The following is a 17308-nucleotide window of genomic DNA, read 5'->3' as shown; positions in this document are numbered from 1 at the left end:
CCGACCGAACCCGAACATGGGGCCGGAAAGCGGCATCCGGCCTGCGGTGACGATCCCCGCAGGCGCTAGCCGAACGCGCCCAGCACCCCGGCCACGTTGGTCCCGATCTCCTTCACCGCGTAGCCGCCTTCCTGCACCAGCACGGTGGGCAGTCCCAGCGCCGCCATGCGCGCGCCCAGCTGCGGAAAATGTGCGGCGCCGAGCCGGAACGCGCTGATCGGATCGCCTTCGTAGGTGTCCACGCCCAGAGACACCACCAGCGCGTCCGCGCCGAAAGTGGCTACCGCCTGCAGCGCGGTATCCAGCGCCTGCGCGTATTCGTCCCAGGTGGTGCCGCGCGGCAGCGGCAGGTTGAGTGTGGCGCCCTCGCCCGCTCCCGCGCCGCGTTCGTCGGCATAGCCGAGGAAGTAGGGGTATTCGGTTTCGGGCGTCCCGTGGATGGAGACGAACAGCACGTCGCCGCGCTCCCAGAAGATGTCCTGGCTGCCGTTGCCGTGGTGGTAGTCCACATCCAGCAGCGCGACGCGCTGGAAACCGCGATCGCGCAGCCGCTGTGCCGCCAGCGCCGCATTGTTGAGATAGCTGTAGCCGCCATAGCTGCCGCGCGCCGCGTGGTGCCCCGGCGGCCGGCACAGCGCATAGGCCGCACGCTCGCCTTCGGCCACCAGTTCGGCGGCCGTGAGCGCGCACTGCGCCGCGGCGAACGCGGCATCCCAGGTGCCGGCGACGATCGGCGTCCCTGCATCGAAGGCGTAATAGCCCATCGCCCCGTTGATACCGGTCGGCACCCGGTCCTGGCGCAGCCCGCGCGCCGGAAAGCCGCTGGGCAGCATCGATCCACCGCGCCCTTCCGCCTGCCAGCGTGCGTAAGCGGTGCGCAGGAACTCCACCAGTCCCGCCTCGTGTACGCCCAGCAGGACATCGACCGCGAACGGACGTGGCCCCACCAGTGCATGCCCTGCCTCGACCAGCGCTTCGCGGATGTACTCCGCGCGCTCGGGACACTCGTAGCTTGGCACCAGCTCGGCGCGATGGAGTTCGACCCCGCCGGCGTGGCGCTGGTGCAGGGGCGAGTGGACGATCTTCATGACGGCTCCGCGCTGGCGTGGCGGTCGATGCTACGCAAGCGTCGCGACTTTGCGAAGACAGAACCGGGCCAGTGCGGTGCGAAAGCGGGCCAGGGTGAAGTTTTCGTCCCGCACGCGCAGCCCTGCAGGCTGCGAAAGGTGGTGCCGGGCTTCGCCGGGAAGCTGCACCTCCAGCCCGCGCTCGACCGACCGGCGCGGAGCCGGCGATGCCGACCGTGCTCATGCCGCATCTCCCGGTGAATCGCCCGCGTCCGGTGCACACAGCCATGCCGACGCCGCCGCCAGCATCGCCTCGAGGCCCGTCCTGAGCGTGGGGTCGAGCACCGGCGCGAAGCGCGGCGAGTGGTTGTCGGGGATGTCCTTCACCGTGCCAGCCTGCCGGTGTTGCTCGTACGTGGCTGGATCGGTGCCGCCGACGAACCAGAACACGTACGGCACGCCCCAGCTGCGGCCGAAAATGCTGAAGTCTTCGCTGGCGGCGGAGGGCCTGGTTTCCCGGGCGCGATCGCCGAACTGCGCGTGGAACGCGGCCACCACCTTCGCCGTCGCGACGTGGTCGTTCTCGGTCAGTGGATAGCTGCTGAGCGTGGTGAACTCCGGCTCCTTCAGCGCGGCCGAGGCATGCGCCTCGGCGCAGCAGATCCTGCGCACCGCATCCAGCATGTGCGCGCGCACGCGCTCGTCGTAGGTGCGCATGTTGAGCTTGATCGTGGCCTCTTCTGGAATGATGTTCTCCTTGGTGCCGGCCTGCAGCGAGCCCACGGTGAGCACCGCGCTGTCCAGCGGCGCGACCTCGCGCGAGACGATGGTCTGCAGGCGCAGCACGGTGGACGCCGCCATCACCACCGGGTCGACCGAGTTCTGCGGCTGCGAGCCGTGCGCGCCGCGGCCGAACATCCGCACCTGCAGGCTGTCGCCCGCCGACAGGATCACCCCAGGCCGATAGCTCACGCTGCCAGCCGCGCCCACCATCACGTGCTGGCCCAGCACCACGTCGGCACGCGGCAGGCCGGCCTTGTCCCAGTCCTCGACCATCGCGCGCGCGCCCTGGGCGGTCTCCTCGCCGGGCTGGAACACCACCAGCAGCGTGCCGCGCCAGGCGTCGCGCGCTTCGGCCAGCAGCCGTGCCGCGCCCATCAGCCAGGCCATGTGCAGGTCGTGCCCGCAGCTGTGCGCCACACCGGGCACCTGGCTGGAATACGGCAGCCCGGTGTCCTCGTCCATCGGCAGCGCATCCATGTCGCCGCGCAGCAGCACCGTGGGGCCGTCACCGTTGCGCAGCACGCCGACCACGCCGGTCACGCCCACGCCGCGGCTGACCTCGTAACCGAGCCGTTCTATCCAGTCGGCGGCAATGCCTGCGCTGCGCTCTTCGCGCATGGAGAGCTCGGGGTTGCGGTGCAGGTCTTCGTAGATGGCCAGCAGCTCCGGGGCCATGGCCTTGAAGCGCGATTCGAGCGCTTTCACCAGCGGGTTCATCACCATGCCTCCGACCGGATGGTGGCTGGAGCATAGAACATCAACGGCGACGGGTTGACGGCTCCTGTCCGTGCGCGCCGCAACCCCGGCAACCTCCCCGCGCCTTCCGCCGCGCACACGCGCCGCCCGTCATCAGCGGGCCGGTCGCGGGGTCCGTCGGGCCGTTCCGATTCCCGGCAGGCATCGCTGCGGACGGATATGGAATCGCAGCCGGTTTGCGCGCCCCGCGCCGTCCCCGACGTGGCAACCTGCCCTGCGCATCTCCTTTCCCGACATCGCGAGCGACCAATGACACAGCTGCCATTCCGCCCCATCGCCCTGCTGCTGGGCGCCCTGTTCCTTGCATGCTTCGTCATGCCGGTTGCGCTGGCGGGTGAAAAGCAGACCTTCGTCCTCGTGCATGGCGCGACCGCCGGCGGCTGGGAGTGGAAGCGCACCGGCCAGTTCCTCACCGACGACGGGCATACCGTGTACCGCCCCACCCTCACCGGCCTGGGCGAGCGCGAACACCTCAACAGCAGCGAGGTCGACCTGCAGACGCACATCGACGACATCGTCAACCTGATCCTGTTCGAGGACTTGCACGACGTCGTGCTCACCGGACACAGCTACGGCGGCATGGTGGTTACCGGCGTGATGGACCGGATCCCCGAACGCCTGCGCCACGTGGTGTTCCTCGACGCCGCCGTGCCCGAGGACGGCCAGTCGATCTGGGACCTGTTCGGCAGCCGCGGACCGATGCCCGCCGACCGCTTCCGCGACGGCTTCATGCAGGTGCCGTGGGTGAAGCCGGGCGACAAGCCGCCGTACAGCGTCAAGCATTCGATCAAGTGCTTCGAGCAGCCAGTGTCGTATCGCAATCCCGCCGCGCTTGCGCTGCCGGTCACCTATGTGGCCTTCGTGCCGGCGGACCAGTCGGTCGAACAGCGGGCGAAGACCGACAAGAGCTGGCAGAACGCGCAGGCACGTGGATGGGCCATCCACAGCTTTCCCGGTGGCCATGTCGCCCACCAGGAAGACCCGCGCGGCGTGGCGACGCTGATCGCGCAAGCGGCCGATGCTGGCGACGGCGATCAGTGAAAGCGGCGGGAGACGCTACTTGCGCACCTCGCAGCCAGGGTCGCGGGAATCAGCGGTCGTCGAATGGAATGCCGGCGGTCAGGGTCCGCACTGCCACTGCCCCGTGACTGTACGCCTGGCACCATCGGCGCGGTGGTAGGTCAGGGTCGCCGGGCTCGGCGGTGATTCGCCGCCACCGGAGGCCGGTCCAGTGGGCTCGATGTCGATGATCTTGCCGGCGCCGTGGAAGCGCGCGCCGCGCAGCATCGCGTTGAAACCGCCGGGCGCGGCCACCGCCTCCACTTGATCGCCCAGCTTGACCACGCCGCGCGCAGGGTCGTCCGATGCCACGTGGCCCCTGGCGAGCAGCAGCATGTCGCCGTCGACGCTGAATCCGCAGGCCAGTTCACCCTCGAGCGTGAGCGCCTCCAGGTCGGAAGATGACAGCGCTTCGAGTTCAATTGCCGAGCCGTCGCCGCCTGTGGTCACTCCACGAACCGCCGAGGCTTGCCGAGTATTCCCCGGCAGGCCGGCGTGGTCCGCCGCAGGGCCTGCCGCTTGTTCATCCGGCGCGGATGAAGCCGTGCTCGTGGCGGACGCTGGCACCTCGTCTGGCACCTTCCCGTCCTGTTGTCCCTGGCAACCCGACAGCAGCAGTGCCAGCACGACGAGCGCGGCGCGCAGCACATCGCCTCCGCGCGTGCTCACGACGCCAGCCTTGTACGGCCTGCCGGGGTAGTCGGCGGCACCGGCTGCCCCGTGGGCGCGTTCAACAACGCGATATCGGTCCCGCCACGCGCATCGAGCAGCCCCGGAGTGCCCGAGCAGTGCGCATAGGCTTGGCAGTCGCTGCAGTAGCACGCCGCCCCTGCGTATGTGCCGTGCGCATCGGTCTCGCCGCGCAGCGTCCTGCAGCGGCATTGCAGCTGGATGGACATGGCATCCCTCCCTATTGGATGGCGGCAGCATGGCTGCTGCTGGCGCAAGGGCGCGTGCAGGGGGGGGTAGCCGGCTGCGTGCCGAGTGTGCCGCGCCGCGACCACCCGGCGTGCCCGTGCTCGCTCACCCTGTCATCTCGACCAGAGGGAGAGATCTGCTGTCCCGAGCCTGAGATTTCTCCCTTTGGTCGAAATGACAAGCACACGCACTCCGCGCCCCACACCCACACGATATCCCTGCCCCTCAGCCTGCCCCTCAGCCTGCCCCTCGGCCTGCCCCTCGGTCTGCCCCTCAGCCTGTCATCTCGACCGAAGGGAGAGATCTACCGTTGAGGGGGGACGGATTTCTCCCTTCGGTCGAAATGACACAGGGGAGGTTTCTTCCCTCGTTGTAATACCAAAGACCAAACTTGACGACGCACTCGCGGCACGCCCCCGTCGGCCATGCCTCAAGCCCCGTCACCCATCCCCGCATCGAACCCCGGTGCCGCCATGAAGTGCCGCGGCTCCCCACTGATCGGATCCTCGAACGCCAGCGCATGGGCAAACAGCCGCAGTGTGCGGCCCGGGTCATCCGGCGCCTGCGCTTGCAGCAGCGGATACAGTCGATCGTGCAGGATCGGCGCACCCAGCGCCGCCATGTGCACGCGCAGCTGGTGCTTGCGCCCGGTGACGGGTTCCAGGCGATAGGTCCAGGCGCCCTCGCCGCGCGCGACCACCTCGATCACGGTCTCGCTGTTGGGCTCACCAGGCACTTCGTGCATGCGGAAGAACGGCTCGCCGCGCTCCAGCCGGCTGCGGTGCACATGCGGAAACGCCAGCCCGGGCAGCGGCGGCGCGATCGCGAGGTAGTGCTTGCGGATGCGCCGCTCGCGGAACAGCGCGTGGTATTGCGCGCGGCTGCCGGGATGCGCCGAGAACAGCACCAGGCCGGCGGTGTCGCGGTCGATACGGTGCAGCGGGACCAGCGCCGGATTGTCGAAGCGGCGGACCAGGCGGGTCAGCAGCGTCTCGCGCACGTAGGCACCCGTCGGCGCCACCGGCAGGAAGTGCGGCTTGCAGGCCACCACCAGGTGCGCATCGGCATGCAGCACGGCTTCGGCGAGGGGGATGTCGGGCTCGTCGGCCACTTCGCGGAAATAGCGGACCTCGGCGCCCGCGCGATATGCAGCCGATACATCAAGCGCGCGCCCCTCCGCATCGAGCACGCGTCCACGCGCGAACCGACTGCGCCAGGTGGTTTCGTCCACGCCGGGGAAGTGCGCAGCCAACGCCTCGAGCACCGTCGTCCAGGGCCCGCGCGGAAGCTGCAGGCGGCTGGGCGGCAGCGATCCCTGCATGCCGCCGCCCTCCTCGTGGGCGCCCTGCCGAGTTTCCTCGTGAGTCGTGATGCGCGGCAATCCAGTACTCGCGCGGCGCTAGCTGCCGCGCAGGCGCAGCGTCAGTCCCTTGAGGAAATTGCGCAGCAGCTGGTCGCCGGCGAGGCGGAAGTTGCGGTGCCCGGCCTGCCGGAACAGCGCCGAGAGCTCGGGCTTGGTTACCGGGAAGCCGGCGTCGGCAAACACCTGGTGCATGTCCAGGTCCGACAGCTCGAATGCGACCCGCAGCTTCTTCAGCACCACGTTGTTGCTGATGCGCTTCTCCACCGGCCGCGCGGGCTTGCCCTCCTCGCGACCGCGCAGATGCACGATCAGCCCGTCCAGCACATGCGCCAGCGCCTCGTCGCTGCAGGCCTGGTAACCCGGTTCCTCTTCCTTCAGCAGCATCGCGCGCACGTCTTCGCGCTCCAGGGCGAACGCCGGATCCGCCAGGTGGGCGATATCGACGACCTTCTGGTCGCTCAGATCGAGCATGTAACGGAGGCTGCGCAGGACGTCGTTGGTGATCATTGAACCGGAACCGGCGTGGGAATGCGGTGCAGTCTACCGACTGCCCGCTGCCTGCGCGAAACGTCAGCCCAGTTGCCCGAGCGTGGGATAGTCGGTGTAGCCGCGCTCGGCACCGCCATAGAACGTCGACGGATCCGGCTCGTTGAGATCGGCACCCACGCGGAAGCGCTCGACCAGGTCCGGGTTGGCCAGGTACGGCCGCCCGAAGGCCACCGCATCGGCGATGCCCGAGGCGATCAGCGCTTCCGCGGTTTCGGCCTTGTAGCCGCCGCAGAAGACCAGCACGCCGGCAAACGCCTCGCGCAGGGCGCCGCGGAAGTGGTCGCTGAGCTTGGGCCCGCCCGCCCAGTCGGGCTCGGCGATATGCAGGTAGGCGATGCCGCGCCGGTCGAGTTCCCGCGCCAGGTACAGGGCGCTCTCCTCGGGTTCGTCGTCGGAGATGCCGTGCCCGGTGAATCGCGGCGACAGCCGCACGCCGACGCGGTCCGGGCCCAGTTCGGCGATCACCGCGTCCGCCACGTCCAGGGTGATGCGGGCGCGGTTCTCCAGCGAACCGCCATAGCCGTCGCAGCGCCGATTGCTGTTGGTCGACAGGAACTGCTGCAGCAGGTATCCGTTGGCGGCGTGGATCTCGACCATGTCGAAGCCGGCGCGGTCGGCGCGTCGTGCCGCCTGCGCGTAGTCGGCGACGATGCCCGGGATCTCGTCGGTCGCCAGTGCGCGCGGCATCGCGCTGGGCACGTTGCCCGGCGTGCCATCGGCCTGCACGACAAAGCACTTCGCCCCTTTGGCGACGATCGCCGAAGGCGCCACCGGATCGGCACCATCGGGCTGCACCAGCGGATGCGAGATGCGTCCCACATGCCAGAGCTGCGCGGCGATGCGTCCGCCCTGCACATGGACGGCGTCGGTCACCAGCCTCCAGCCGGCTTCCTGCGCATCGGTGTGGATCCCCGGCGTCCAGGCATAGCCCTGGCCCTGCGGCGAGATCGGCGTGGCCTCCGACACGATCAGTCCGGCGTCGGCGCGCTGTGCGTAGTACTCGGCATTCATGGCGGTTGGCACGTCGCCGGGCTGGCCAGCACGCGAGCGGGTGAGCGGCGCCATGAATACACGATTCGGCAGCATGAGGGAGCCGGTCTTGAGCGGTGCCAGCAGATGCGGATGCATGGGATCTCCAAATGATTGTGGGATGGGACGGACGCGCTGCGGTACGCGCATCGAATCCGGGTAGCAAATTCAGCCGTGACGCGCGCGGTGGCGTTCCAGTGCGCGCGAGACCCGATGCAGCGCCGCATCGACCTCCTGCGCAAAGCCACCTGCGAGCAACTCGCGGACCGCCGAATGCGCGGCGCAGACGATGCGGACGTCGGCCCAGCGCGAAGCCAGCCCGCGTGCCCACGCAACATAGGCATCCGCGGCACCGGCCTCTGGCCTGAGCGCGCGCGACAGCAATGGATGCATGCGCAGCGAGGATTGCGGAAGCACCCGTCGCAGCCATCGCGGCGGGGTCACCACGTTGAGCGTGTCGTCCACGTGCACGATGCCCGCCTGGCGATGGCGCATCAGGACGGACGCCACATGCACGCGTTCGTCGGGACAGATGAAGTCCACCCCGTCGGGCACCGAAAGGTCGAACACATCGGCAAGCGGGTGGTCCTCGCCCCACTCCTCCACCGGCGCGCCGGCCCACGGAAGCGAAGGCAACAGCCGGCGATGGCGCGCGGTGCCGTGCAGGGCAGCCGACGGAAACAGCCGCTGCGTCGCCTCGACGTGCAGGGTATGGAACGGGTGTACGTGCACCACCGCATCCACGCGTTCGCCATTGCCGGTGAGCGACAGCAGCGCGCCGCGCGCTGCATCGTCCAGGGGGCAGCCGTCGATGACCACGAACCGCCCATTGTCGCGCCGCACCAGCGACATGTGCGTGCCCACATCGAGCACGCCCGCGACCCGGTGCACGCCGCGGATATTCCAGAAGGTTTCGGCAAGTTTCTGCATGGCAGAAGGATAGGCGGCGAATGGTGAAGACGCTGCGCTTGCGCCGCGCTCGGGCTGCCATCCCCAGAGGGCCTGCGCCTCCACCTCAAAGGCCATCGCCACGGACGCCTGCGCGCGCGCCGATGTCGATCTGCAGCCCCCTGCTTCGTCGTCACACCACAGGCGACCGATGCCCGGCACCATGCAGACCAGGAGACACACGATGCGCGTGATGGTGTTCGTGAAAGCTACCGAGGACAGTGAACAGGGCCTGCTGCCCACGGCGGAGGCTCTCGAAGCGATGGGCCGGTTCAATGAAGAACTCGCCAGCGCAGGCGTGATGCTGGCCGGTGCCGGGCTCAAACCCACGTCGCAGGCCCGGCGCATCGCGTTCGATGGCCCGAGGCGCTCGGTCATGGACGGGCCGTTCACTGAAACCCGCGAGCTTGTTGCCGGGTTCTGGCTCTGGGAGGTGCAGGACATGGACGAAGCGGTGGCCTGGGCGAAACGCTGCCCCAACCCCATGCCGGGTCCGAGCGAACTGGAGCTGCGGCCGTTCTACGAGATGTCGGACTTTGCGGAGCTGCTGTCTCCGGAGGAACATGCGACGCCCGATGGCGTGCGCGGAAAACTTGGCGTGGCCTGAATCCGCTCCACGTGGATGGCAGGCCCGCTGCGGCCGCCATCCGGGCGCGGCCGCCGGGCAGATCGCAACCCGGCCAACTTTGCGAGGATCAGTCCGGGCTGATGACGACCCGCTGTCGTCTGGCGTGGCGGCCGGTGCCGATCGGCCCGGGCCGTGCCGGAGCCGCGGCGATGGTCGTGCATCAGCGCCAGACGCTATCCTTGCCCGATGCTGCGCACCGTCACCGCCACCCGCTACGTCACGCCGCTGCGCGAGGGCGGCTCGATGCCGGCGATCATGGAAGCCGACGACGACCACATGTACGTGGTGAAGTTTCGCGGCGCCGGGCAAGGGCCGCGAGCCCTGGTAGCGGAGCTGGTGTCCGGGGAAATCGCGCGAGCGCTGGGCCTGCCGATTCCCGAAATCGTGTTCGTGGAACTGGACGTCGCGCTGGCCAGCACCGAGGGCGACCCCGAGATCCAGGAGCTCATCCGCGCGAGCGGCGGGCTCAACCTGGCCCTCGACTACCTGCCGGGCGCGGCCAACTTCGATCCGGTGGCAGAGCAGCCACCGGCTAGGCTGGCTTCGGAGATCGTGTGGTTCGACGCCTACACCAGCAACGTCGACCGCAGCGCGCGCAACCCCAACCTGCTGGTCTGGCACGGCACGCTGAAGCTGATCGACCATGGTGCTTCGCTGTATTTCCACCATGGTTGGGATGGCGACACTTCCGGCGCCGGCAAGCCCTTCCCGCTAATCCGCGACCACGTGCTGCTGCTTTTGGCCAGCGAGCTGGCGCAAGCCGACGCGACGCTCAGCCCACTGCTCTCGCCCGCGCGACTGGCGGACATTGTTGCGCTGGTCCCGGATGCGTGGCTGCAGGGCCCAGACGCTTTCGGCAGCCCGCAGCAACAGCGCGATGCCTATGCCGGGTACCTGCAGCAACGCCTGGCGCTGCCGCATGCCTTCGTCGAGGAGGCCCAACGTGCGCGCGCATGACAGCTACGACTATGCGGTGATCCGCGTGGTCCCGCGCGTCGAACGGGGCGAGTTCATGAACGTGGGAGTGATCGTGTCCTGCCAGCAGACCCGGTACCTCGAAGCCGCGATCGAACTCGACGAGGCCCGCCTGCTCGCGCTTGATCCGCACGTGGATCTCGCCACGCTCCGGCGACACCTTGGCGCCATCCAGCGCATCTGCGAGGGAGGCGCTGACGCCGGCCCCATCGGCCTGCTGCCGCAGCGTGCCCGCTTCCATTGGCTGACTGCCCGGCGCAGCGCGATCATCCAGACCTCGGCCGTGCACATGGGTCGCTGCGGCGACATCGATGCGATCCTCGACCACCTGATGGACAGGATGGTGCGGCTACCCGCTGCCTGAGCCCGCGCCTGAGGCGACGCGCGGCTCGACCACGCTTCAGCCCGCGTTGCCGCGCCCATCCCCCAGCAACCGCCCCAGCTCTTCGTCCTTCTCCCGCCAGAGCCCGTTCATCCACCGCTGGAAGCGGGCGCGGGCTGCGCGCTCATCGCCATCGCCACTGCCCGGAGTATCGAGCGGCAGGGGGCGCTGGCGTACCGACACGTGCACCATCGGCAAACGACCCCCCATCAGGTCGATCATCGTCGGCCGTCCACCCGGATAGGCGATGGTGACGTCCAGGATGCCGTGCAGCGCGTCGCCCATCGCATCGAGAACGTAGGCCACCCCGCCCGCCTTCGGCTTGAGCAGGTGGCGGTACGGCGACGACTGGCGCGCGTGCTTCTCCGGCGTGAAGCGCGTGCCCTCGACGAAATTCATCACCGCGACCGGAATCGCGCGGAACTTTTCGCAGGCCAGCCGCGTGGCCTCCATGTCGCGCCGCCCGAGGTCGGGGTTCTTCGCGATCTGGGCCCGCGTGTGGCGACCCATGAACGGGAAATCCAGGGCCCACCACGCCAGGCCCAGCAGCGGCACCCAGATCAGCTGCCGTTTGAGGAAGAAGCGCAGCAGCGGGATGCGGCGGTTGAGCACCTTCTGCAGGACCACGATGTCGACCCAGCTCTGGTGGTTGGCCAGCACCAGGTAATGGCCGTCGACCTGCAGGTCGTCCGCACCGGTCACATGGAAGCGCGTACCGCTGAGGCGGTCGACCAGGAAGGTGTTGACCGCGATCCAGCTCTCGGCGATCCCGGTCAGCAACGAATTGCAGGCCCGCCGCACGTGCCGGAACGGCAGCAATGCCTTCAGCAACGCCACCAGCAGCAGCGGCGTCACGTGCAGCACGGTGTTGGCCGCCACGATGGACAGGATCAGTACAGCGCGTAGTGACGACATCGGGTGCGCGGGCATGGCTGGCGGGGATGCGAAGGGTAACAGCCAAGGTCGACTGGATCACGGCAAGGCCGCAAACGGCCACGGCCTTACCACCATAGCTTGTGCCTCAATCGTCCCTGGCGAAACGGATGACAAGACCGGCGCGGTCGTCCGTGGCCCAGATGGCGCCATCGTCGGCGACGGCGAGTCCCACGGGCGAGCCTTGCGGGCGCACGCCGCGGCGCAGGCCCCAGCCGGGCGTCAGGACCACCGGCGTCGCCGCCGGCCCTGCGTCGTAGGCGCGGGAACCCTGGCCATACACCGGAAAGCGCGCCTGCGCATCGGGCACCGGCACGCCGCGCGCGTCCACCGCGAAACTGGCGATGCGTCCGCCAACGGAACGGTGCCCATGCCAGCTCATCAGCAGCCGCCCCTGCAGCGCGGGGAACATCGGGCCGTCGTACCACAGCATGTCCAGCGGCGCGGCGTGCGGCGGCAGCAACAGCGCAGGCGCGCTGTGCGCGTCGGAGCGGCACCAGGCGTCTCTGTCCCGCCACGCTGGCGTCGCCTGCGCAATGTCGGCGCAGTACGGCCAGCCGTAATGACGACCGGCCTCGATGATATTGAGTTCCTCGAAGGGCGACCAGCGTGCGTCGAAGTCGTAGCTGTTCTCGGCCTGCAGCACGGTGCCAGACACGTGCACCGACAGCGCCAGCGAATTGCGCAGCCCGCGCGCGAACACTTCGTAGTCAGACGTCCAGTGGCCGTCGTCGCCGCGCCGGTAAAGCCGCAGGCTTGCAGCATCGCCGTCACCTTCGCTGTGCGCGCACAGCCCGGACGCGGTGCGTGCATCGGCACCCGTGCACTGGTCGTTCGGCGCACCCACGTTGACCAGCAGGTCGTTGTTGGGGAGGAACACGAACTTCGACAGCGGATGCCGGTGGTCGTGCAGGCGATTGTCGGGCAGTCCGCCGACCACCTCCTGCACGGTCGCAGCCGGATCATCCGCCTGCGGGTCGAAACGGATGATCCGGCTCATCTCGCCGACGTACACCCGGCCATCCGGGCCACTGGCGATCGCATGTGGCAGATGCAGTCCTTCGAGCAGCCGCTCCACCTGGACGGGCTGGCCAGCAACGGTGCGCAGCCGCCACACCGCGCCCCGCGTCCCGTCCCACACGCCCAGGTCGGTCACCAGCCAGGTTCCGGCATCGAGCTGCAGCAACGACCGCGGCAGATGCAGCGGGCGCGACGGATCCTGCGTGGTCGGGCCAAGCACCAGCCCCGCGCACATGCCGCGCATGGTCTCGATCGCCAGGCGCGGATAGCCATCGCAGTCCGCGTCCTGCACCGCGTGGCGCGCGCGCGCGACGCCCGGCAGTGCGGGCAGCAGCCACAGGCAGATCAGCAGGCAGGTGCGCAGGCCGGACATGTCGTTGTTCCTCGCATGGACTGCTGCGCCATGATCGGGCACCGCGGTATTCCGGTCACGCCTGCTCTCGCGAGAGGTTGCCTGCAATCCTGTGTGCATGCGCGGAAACCGGGCGCCTCGGGCTTCGGCGCCCAGGGATAACCGCCGTCCGCCTCAGGGTTCGTCTGCGGCGTCAGCCCAGCCAAGATCCGGCTCCGGGTGATACGCGATCCCCATCGCATCCAGATGGGACCGCAACGCGCCCATGCGCTTCACGAAGCCGGTGTAGCTGCGCTGCTCCGCGGGGCTCCAGGCCAACTCCGCCGCGGCGGCCAGGCGTGGCCACAACCGGTTGTCCGCGGCCGCGTCGGTGTGCACCAGCTCCGTCCACAGCGCCGCCTCGATGCCTACCGCGGTCTTGAACGGCGCGGGGTCGAAGCTGTAGAGCCGCACCAGCGGCACGCCCTCCTTGCGACACCAGTCGTAGGTCTGCGGCTGGCCGGCGTAGTTGCCATGGTCGATGTAGAAGTGCGAACACGGCGACAGGATCAGCGGGTGTCCCTTCGCGACTGCCGCGCTGATGTCGTAGCCGTCGTTCCAGAACTGCAGCAGGACATTGGGCCTGGTGTCGGCCACCGAGCCCTCCTCCCAGAAGATGGCGGTGCGTCCCATCTCCTCCACCATCGCCGCGGTGCGCGCCACGAAATCGGCATAGAGCGGATGCTTGATCTCGTCGCCGCCCATGTGGATCTCGTGCGATGGGAAGATATCCAGCACTTCCTCCAGCACGTTGCGTACGAAGGGATACACCACGTCCGGCTTGTCCAGGCACAGCACGCTGAAGCCCACTTCGAGGCCCGAGTACGGCGCCAGGTTGTCCTCGTCGTCGCAGGCCAGTTCGTTGTACGAGGCCAGCGCCGCCTGCACGTGGCCGGGCACGTCGATCTCCGGCACGATGGTGATGCCGCGCGCCTGCGCATAGGCCACCAGCTGGCGCAGCTCGTCCTGCGTATACCAGCCGCTGCGCCCGCCCGTTACCGCGCTGGCGCCACCGATCTCCATCAGCTTCGGATAGCGCTTGATCTCGATGCGCCAACCCTGGTCGTCGGTCAGGTGCAGGTGCAGGCGATTCAACTTGAAAAAGGCCATGCGGTCGAGGGTCTTTTCCACGTACTCGACCGGCAGGAAGCTGCGCGCCACGTCCAGTGAAAGTCCGCGCCAGCGGTAGGCCGGTGCATCGACGATCTCCATGTGCGGCAGCGCCAGCTGTGGCTGCGTGGTTGCCGGCAGCAGCTGGCGCAGGGTCTGCACCGCATGCAGCAGGCCCGCATCGCTGCGCGCGCTCAGCTGGATATCGTCGGCCACCACCAGCCGGTAGCCCTCCTCCGCCAGCGCGGCATCATCGGTCAGCTGCATGCGGACGCGCGTCGTGGCCGCGTCGCTGATGGCGATTCCCAGGCCGTCCAGTGCCGCCTTCAGTGCGCGCGTCGCATTCGGCGCGGCTGCGTCCGCTTCGAGCTTGACCGAACCGGAGAGTTCCAATGCGCCCGAGCGCATTTCCAGCGACTGCGGCACCGGCACCAGATGCACCGCCGCAACGGGAGTATCCGCCGCGCCGGCCGGCAGGTACGCGCTGCAGACCAGCAGCACGACTGCGACCAAGCTGGGAAGGAAGGCGTTGGGCTTCATGGGCATTTGATCTCGACAGTCCTCCGCAGGGGCCGCGGAATTCAGCGTGCACTGTCCTTGCAGAGGATCAGAATGTCCACCCTGTCGGTCGTGTCCGTTGGCTGTACTGGGCCATGCCTGCAGGACATTTCCTGTCCTCTCCCGTGACCGCAGTGCGAGTTGACGGACGGGCGTATCGGCAGCAGCCGCGATATCTGCGACATGCAGTGCCACTCCATTCGCAGCCGCCTAACAGCCATCGGCGTAGGTAGTCGTTCTCTCATTCCCGTCGACCGCCTCGGAGATGCCATGAAAATCGTCATCGGATTGAGCTTCCGGGGACATTGCCGCCGCAAAGCCTGCCCGTATCCATCAAAAAGCCATGGAGGACACGAATGCCCACTGACCCAAGGACCATCCTGCAACAGGCCAATGCGGCGGTCGCAGCCGGCGACAACGAGGGTTTCCTCGCATTCTGCACCGACGATGTCACCTGGCATTTCATCGGCAACCGGACGATCACCGGCAAGGGTGCGGTCCGTCGCTACATGGACGAGACCTATATCCATCCACCGGAATTCGACGTCGCCGATCTGCTGGTCGACGGCGACACCGTGGTCGCGATCGGTGACATCACGATCACCGATGCCGGCGGCGCGCAGATGCGGTCGGCCTATTGCGACGTCTGGCGCCTGCGCGATGGCAGGCTTGCCGAACTGCGTGCTTTCGTGGTGCCGGAACGGACGTAGCGCCCTGGCACGCGCGCAAAGCCTTCAGAACACCGACAGTCCGGTCATCCGCGTGAAGCGATGGAGCGCGTAGCGACCAAGCAGCGAGTTGCCCTTCTCGTCCAGTCCTGGCGACCACACGCACAGGCCCATCACGTGCGGCACCACCGCGACGATGCCGCCGCCCACGCCGCTCTTGGCGGGCAGGCCGACATAGAACGCGAAATCGCCCGCTGCATCGTAGGTGCCCGCCGTCATCATCACCGAGTTGATGCGCGTGGCGCCCTCGCTGGTAGTCACCTGCACGCCGGAGGACGGACAGTGGCCGCCATCGGCCAGGTACTGCACGCTGCGCGCCAGGTCCACGCAGTCCATGCACAGCGCACACTGCAGGTAGTAGAAATCCAGCACGTCCTGCGGTTTGTTGTGCAGGTTGCCGTAGCTGCGGATGAAGTTGGCGAGCGCCACGTTGCGGTAGCCGCTTTCGCGCTCGGACTTCGCCACCACATCGTCGGCGCCCACGTCGGGATTGCCCGAACGCGCGCGCATGAACTCCAGCAGCATGGTTTCCGCATCGTCGTGGTTGGACAGGATCACGTCGGCGGAGATCAGCGCACCGGCATTCATGAAGGGATTGCGTGGAATTCCCTTCTCGTGTTCCAGCTGGATCAGCGAGTTGAACGGATCACCCGACGGCTCGCGGTCCACGCGCTTCCACAGCCTGTCGCCGATCGCTTCCAGCGCCAACGTGAGCGTGTACACCTTGGACACGCTCTGGATCGAGAACCTCTCGCGCGAATGCCCTACCTCGTGGATCTCGCCATCCAGCAGCGCCAGCGCCATGCCGAAACGGTCCAGGGGCACGTCGGCAAGCGAGGGGATGTAGTCGGCCACCTTGCCTTCGCCAAACCGCTGGCTGACCTCCCTGTCGATGGTGCCGAGGATGTCGTCGAGATCGAGCCGTGCCAGGTCGTAGGGATTCTGCGGAGGTTTGCGCATGTGCGGTCCGTCGGGTGCTGGAGCGGACACTGTATCGGGCGACATGCATGGTGGCGTCAGCGCAAGGACACCGCCATCGCCACCAACGCTCCCCTTGAGCTCTCGACGACCCTTGTGCCCTTGGTTCTAGCGACGCTGTCCCAGATAGCGCGCGGCCTCCTGCTGGTACACCTCGTGACCCTGCGTCAGGTGCGGCAGCAGCAGGCGCAGCCACGCGCGGCTCACCCTGCGCATTTCCCGGGCGCAACCGCTGGCGCGTGCGGCGGTCAGATCGCCCGCCTCCACCATCCCGGCAAACCCGGCCGGATCAGTGCCGTAGATCAGGCACTGCAGGTTGAAGTAGCGCTGCTCGCCCAGCGCATGCTCGTCGGCATAGGCGTCCAGGTTGTAGGCGCCGGTGCTGCGCGAGAGCATCCAGTTCGCCGCCATGCGCAGGTTGTCGATCACCTCGGTCGGCGATTCCTCCAGGCTGGCGAAACGCAACATCAGGATCGCCGCAAGCTGGTCCACCGCATCCTCCTGGCGGCCGGTGACGGGCAGATCCAGCAGGTGCACCAGCGCATGGCCGGTCTCGTGCAGCACGATGAAACGTACGTTGGCGAGCAGGTAGCGCAGCGGGTGCCCGTCGCCCAGGCCCAGCGCATGCTGGTGCACCTGGCCGCGCTCGTAAAGCGTGCGCAGGGTTTCGTAGCACAGCACCACCTCGGCCTCGGCCGGCCGGTAGAAGGCGCCGAACTCTCCGCACTCCGCGGTCACGTAGCGCAGCCGCCGCGGCAACGCGAACATGCCGTCGATCGCCTGCACCTCGGGCAGCCTCCTCAGCAGGTCGGCATCACGCACGCGCAGGTGGATCTGCTGCAGGTCGGGCGACCGGGGCACCACGTAAGCGTATTCGAACGCGGGCGGCGCAGGCCGCGTCGGATCCTCAGCGGACGGCGCCCTTGCCTGGACCACCGTGAGTGACATCGGGCCCGGCGCCTGCTGCGGCAACGCTCCTGGCGCCTCGCGATCTCGCATGGGCGCCGGCGCGTTGGCGCAACCGGTGGTCGCGGCCAGCAGCGCCAGCAGTGCGGTCATGCAGAGCTTGAAAGACATGGTGTGAACCGTCCGCCCCCGACACTGCAGGAAAGATTGGGAGAGCACGCTCCCGT

18 protein-coding genes are annotated in these 17308 nt (G+C 68.3%); 5 read left to right on the top strand and 13 right to left on the bottom strand.

Going from position 1 to position 17308, the window contains the following annotated elements:
* Positions 1 to 65: 65 nt before the first annotated feature.
* Together ACW5DW_RS07765 and ACW5DW_RS07760 are read right to left on the bottom strand one after the other, a co-directional pair.
* Positions 66 to 1088: a histone deacetylase family protein gene (locus ACW5DW_RS07765; RefSeq protein WP_457018186.1), complete on the bottom strand. Its 1023-nt coding sequence runs from the start codon at positions 1086 to 1088 to the stop codon at positions 66 to 68.
* A gap of 219 nt (positions 1089 to 1307) precedes the next feature.
* A complete protein-coding gene (locus ACW5DW_RS07760) occupies positions 1308 to 2567 on the bottom strand; it encodes an amidohydrolase (RefSeq protein ID WP_457018184.1) in 1260 nt (419 codons plus the stop codon).
* A gap of 288 nt (positions 2568 to 2855) precedes the next feature.
* On the opposite strand from ACW5DW_RS07760, the gene ACW5DW_RS07755 reads away from it, so the two are divergent.
* Positions 2856 to 3647, top strand: a complete 792-nt coding sequence (locus ACW5DW_RS07755; RefSeq protein WP_457018183.1) for an alpha/beta fold hydrolase — start codon at positions 2856 to 2858, stop codon at positions 3645 to 3647.
* Between the two features lie 78 nt (positions 3648 to 3725).
* Here the strand turns inward: ACW5DW_RS07755 and ACW5DW_RS07750 are convergent, their stop codons facing one another.
* The 6 genes from ACW5DW_RS07750 to ACW5DW_RS07725 all read right to left on the bottom strand — a co-directional run bounded on the left by ACW5DW_RS07750 (position 3726) and on the right by ACW5DW_RS07725 (position 8454).
* Positions 3726 to 4115 (bottom strand): hypothetical protein, encoded by a 390-nt coding sequence (locus tag ACW5DW_RS07750; protein WP_457018182.1) that lies wholly within the window; start codon positions 4113 to 4115, stop codon positions 3726 to 3728.
* A gap of 215 nt (positions 4116 to 4330) precedes the next feature.
* Complete coding sequence (locus ACW5DW_RS07745) at positions 4331 to 4564, bottom strand: hypothetical protein (protein WP_457018181.1); 234 nt, start codon at positions 4562 to 4564, stop codon at positions 4331 to 4333.
* Positions 4565 to 5013: 449 nt separating this feature from the next.
* A complete protein-coding gene (locus tag ACW5DW_RS07740; protein ID WP_457018180.1) occupies positions 5014 to 5904 on the bottom strand; it encodes a pseudouridine synthase in 891 nt (296 codons plus the stop codon).
* Positions 5905 to 5982: 78 nt separating this feature from the next.
* On the bottom strand, positions 5983 to 6453 hold the full coding sequence (locus ACW5DW_RS07735; protein WP_457018179.1) for a DUF1456 family protein: 471 nt from the start codon (positions 6451 to 6453) through the stop codon (positions 5983 to 5985).
* Positions 6454 to 6516: 63 nt separating this feature from the next.
* Positions 6517 to 7623 carry an alkene reductase gene (locus ACW5DW_RS07730; RefSeq protein WP_457018178.1) on the bottom strand — a complete coding sequence of 369 codons (1107 nt, stop codon included), beginning with the start codon at positions 7621 to 7623 and terminating at the stop codon, positions 6517 to 6519.
* A gap of 69 nt (positions 7624 to 7692) precedes the next feature.
* Entirely contained in the window at positions 7693 to 8454 is a 762-nt protein-coding gene (locus ACW5DW_RS07725; protein WP_457018177.1) for a hypothetical protein, read from the bottom strand.
* 202 nt (positions 8455 to 8656) lie between these two features.
* Between ACW5DW_RS07725 and ACW5DW_RS07720 the strand changes: the two genes are divergently transcribed.
* The 3 genes from ACW5DW_RS07720 (at position 8657) to ACW5DW_RS07710 (ending at position 10439) form a co-directional block, all read left to right on the top strand.
* Positions 8657 to 9079, top strand: coding sequence for a YciI family protein (locus ACW5DW_RS07720; protein ID WP_457018176.1), 423 nt, complete (start codon positions 8657 to 8659; stop codon positions 9077 to 9079).
* A 210-nt stretch (positions 9080 to 9289) separates the two neighbouring features.
* Positions 9290 to 10057: a HipA family kinase gene (locus ACW5DW_RS07715; protein ID WP_457018431.1), complete on the top strand. Its 768-nt coding sequence runs from the start codon at positions 9290 to 9292 to the stop codon at positions 10055 to 10057.
* On the top strand, positions 10044 to 10439 hold the full coding sequence (locus ACW5DW_RS07710; RefSeq protein WP_457018175.1) for a DUF3037 domain-containing protein: 396 nt from the start codon (positions 10044 to 10046) through the stop codon (positions 10437 to 10439). Before ACW5DW_RS07715 ends, ACW5DW_RS07710 begins: the two co-directional genes overlap by 14 nt.
* A 36-nt stretch (positions 10440 to 10475) precedes the next feature.
* Here the strand turns inward: ACW5DW_RS07710 and ACW5DW_RS07705 are convergent, their stop codons facing one another.
* The 3 genes from ACW5DW_RS07705 to ACW5DW_RS07695 all read right to left on the bottom strand — a co-directional run bounded on the left by ACW5DW_RS07705 (position 10476) and on the right by ACW5DW_RS07695 (position 14451).
* Positions 10476 to 11387, bottom strand: a complete 912-nt coding sequence (locus tag ACW5DW_RS07705) for an acyltransferase (protein WP_457018174.1) — start codon at positions 11385 to 11387, stop codon at positions 10476 to 10478.
* Positions 11388 to 11478: 91 nt separating this feature from the next.
* A complete protein-coding gene (locus tag ACW5DW_RS07700; protein WP_457018172.1) occupies positions 11479 to 12783 on the bottom strand; it encodes a PQQ-dependent sugar dehydrogenase in 1305 nt (434 codons plus the stop codon).
* 153 nt (positions 12784 to 12936) lie between these two features.
* On the bottom strand, positions 12937 to 14451 hold the full coding sequence (locus ACW5DW_RS07695; RefSeq protein WP_457018171.1) for a beta-N-acetylhexosaminidase: 1515 nt from the start codon (positions 14449 to 14451) through the stop codon (positions 12937 to 12939).
* Between the two features lie 374 nt (positions 14452 to 14825).
* On the opposite strand from ACW5DW_RS07695, the gene ACW5DW_RS07690 reads away from it, so the two are divergent.
* The gene (locus tag ACW5DW_RS07690) at positions 14826 to 15179 is read left to right on the top strand and encodes a nuclear transport factor 2 family protein (protein WP_457018169.1); all 354 of its coding nucleotides are present in this window, start codon (positions 14826 to 14828) and stop codon (positions 15177 to 15179) included.
* A 24-nt stretch (positions 15180 to 15203) separates the two neighbouring features.
* Here ACW5DW_RS07690 and ACW5DW_RS07685 read toward each other — a convergent pair whose 3' ends face one another.
* Both ACW5DW_RS07685 and ACW5DW_RS07680 read right to left on the bottom strand, forming a co-directional pair.
* Positions 15204 to 16157 (bottom strand): glutaminase, encoded by a 954-nt coding sequence (locus ACW5DW_RS07685; protein ID WP_457018167.1) that lies wholly within the window; start codon positions 16155 to 16157, stop codon positions 15204 to 15206.
* A gap of 126 nt (positions 16158 to 16283) precedes the next feature.
* Positions 16284 to 17252 carry a DUF4344 domain-containing metallopeptidase gene (locus ACW5DW_RS07680; protein ID WP_457018166.1) on the bottom strand — a complete coding sequence of 323 codons (969 nt, stop codon included), beginning with the start codon at positions 17250 to 17252 and terminating at the stop codon, positions 16284 to 16286.
* Positions 17253 to 17308 lie beyond the last annotated feature (56 nt).

The sequence above is a fragment of the Luteimonas sp. A482 genome, from assembly GCF_054072655.1.
This window is presented reverse-complemented; position numbering and strand designations above follow the sequence as displayed.